The sequence below is a fragment of the Streptomyces sp. NPDC005181 genome (genome assembly GCF_040608395.1).
GTDB lineage: Bacteria > Actinomycetota > Actinomycetes > Streptomycetales > Streptomycetaceae > Streptomyces.
Genome location: NZ_JBEXID010000246.1, coordinates 1 through 1,539, shown reverse-complemented (window position 1 = coordinate 1,539; position 1,539 = coordinate 1). Strand labels below are relative to the sequence as shown.

General features: G+C 65.0%; 3 protein-coding genes. All 3 read right to left on the bottom strand.

From position 1 onward, the window contains the following. Positions 1–141 precede the first annotated feature (141 nt). The gene (locus tag ABZV38_RS40390; protein ID WP_356333950.1) at positions 142–696 is read right to left on the bottom strand and encodes a hypothetical protein; all 555 of its coding nucleotides are present in this window, start codon (positions 694–696) and stop codon (positions 142–144) included. Positions 697–758: 62 nt separating this feature from the next. Next, positions 759–899, bottom strand: coding sequence for a hypothetical protein (locus ABZV38_RS40385; RefSeq protein WP_356333949.1), 141 nt, complete (start codon positions 897–899; stop codon positions 759–761). 151 nt (positions 900–1,050) lie between these two features. After that, positions 1,051–1,380, bottom strand: coding sequence for a hypothetical protein (locus ABZV38_RS40380; RefSeq protein ID WP_356333948.1), 330 nt, complete (start codon positions 1,378–1,380; stop codon positions 1,051–1,053). Positions 1,381–1,539: the final 159 nt, after the last annotated feature.

Genomic DNA, 1,539 nt, shown 5'->3' with positions numbered 1-1,539 from the left:
TCACCACCCCCACCGACGTGGCCGCCTACCTCGACGCCTACGGCACCGAGCCCCCGGACAACATCAAACACGCATGTTGATTCTCTGCATGCCCTAACGAGTCAGATGTTCAGAGAGGCATGGCCTGGCTCTGGAGGCCGCTCATGGCGTGGGTGCCGGCGGCGTGGGCGTGATGGTCACCTGGTTGCCCTCGGGGCCGACGTGGACCGTGACGGCATTCGGCAGGTGCACGTTGGTGGCGGAGAGGTAGACGGTGTCCGAGGCCGGGTCAAAGTAGAGCTTTGCAGAGTCGGCGCGCACCAAGCTCTCGTCGAGCACTCTGCTGTGGACCCACTGCGCCCCCGACGGTGCGAACTCGGCGAGTTCGGCGGGAATGGAGATGCTTTCCGGCTCGGACCCGATGACCGCCGGCTGCATCTGCGTGGACGCCGTCAGGACGGCCACCGAGCCGGGGTCGAGCTTCATGAGGGCGGTGACGTAGTAGTCCGTAGGGCCGGGCACTCGGCTGTCCGCGCCGGGAGCCTCCTGCTGCCAGTGCGCCGAGACGATCCGACCGAGCTTCGGTAGGCGCTTGGCCAGCGGCTCGGTGTCAGTGTAGATCTCGGGGGTCTTTGAGGCCTCGGCCTTTGCGTCGGCGACGGGGCTGACGGCGCAGCCGGTGACCACAGTTGCCGCCAGCAGGAGCGCGCTTGCCAATACAAGAGATCTCTTACGCTCCGGCACTGCTTCCCCCACCTTGCTCAGGATCTGCTATTCCATCACATGGCCTGTGAGGGCCAACCGGTGCGCTCCCAGAGCCTGATGATCGGAGAGGCAAGCCCTCGATCCGAGGTCTGGAACATCTCGTGCTCGGCCATCACCTGACGAAGTCGCCAGTCGTAGCCCATCTTCTTGATCATGTCAGGTCCCAGTCGTCGCCCAGCCGCCGCTTCAACGAAGTCTCCAGCAGCTGGTTGCGGCACTCATCCGAAACGCCTGATGGTGGAGTCGGGTATTGGAACCGTCGGAATGCCCGGGCTTCCAGCGTCGGTCGTGCGAGCCTCAGATGGGTTAGTCGTCGGCTGCGACGAGCAGAGTGAGTGTGGCTGCGGAACGATCGATAAGGACCAGTTCGTGGTAGTCGATGTGGATGGGGCCATAGTCGTGGAATGCGTCTTCGGGGAGCTGTCCCAGCACGTATCGGCTGGTCGCTGTGCGGATCGGGGTGTAGATCTCCTGCCGCAGGCGTGATTCGAGTTGCTCCGGAACGTCGCCGTGCTGGCTGGCCCACGAGTGGATGGTGTCGGCCGCGGTTGCGTCGTCGACTGCCCTGTAGGCGTCAGGGGTGATGCGGCCAAGCCACCATTGGCCGTGCCGAGGCCAGTCCTGAACCAATGCCACTTAGCTTGCGTTGACGTTGGGGCGGGGTGCCGCTACCGTTCTGGCGGTGAGTCAGGATGTGGGTGGGTCGCTGCCGGACTGGATCTCGTTGGGTGTGCTGGCCTCCTCGGTGCCGCGGGATGTGGTGGACGAGGCGGTCGCGGCCTGCGGGAAGCGTGT

Coding starts and splice junctions, on each gene's coding strand:
- ABZV38_RS40385 (WP_356333949.1), bottom strand. CDS start 899: ATGATCAAGAAGATGGGCTACGACTGGCGACTTCGTCAGGTGATGGCC.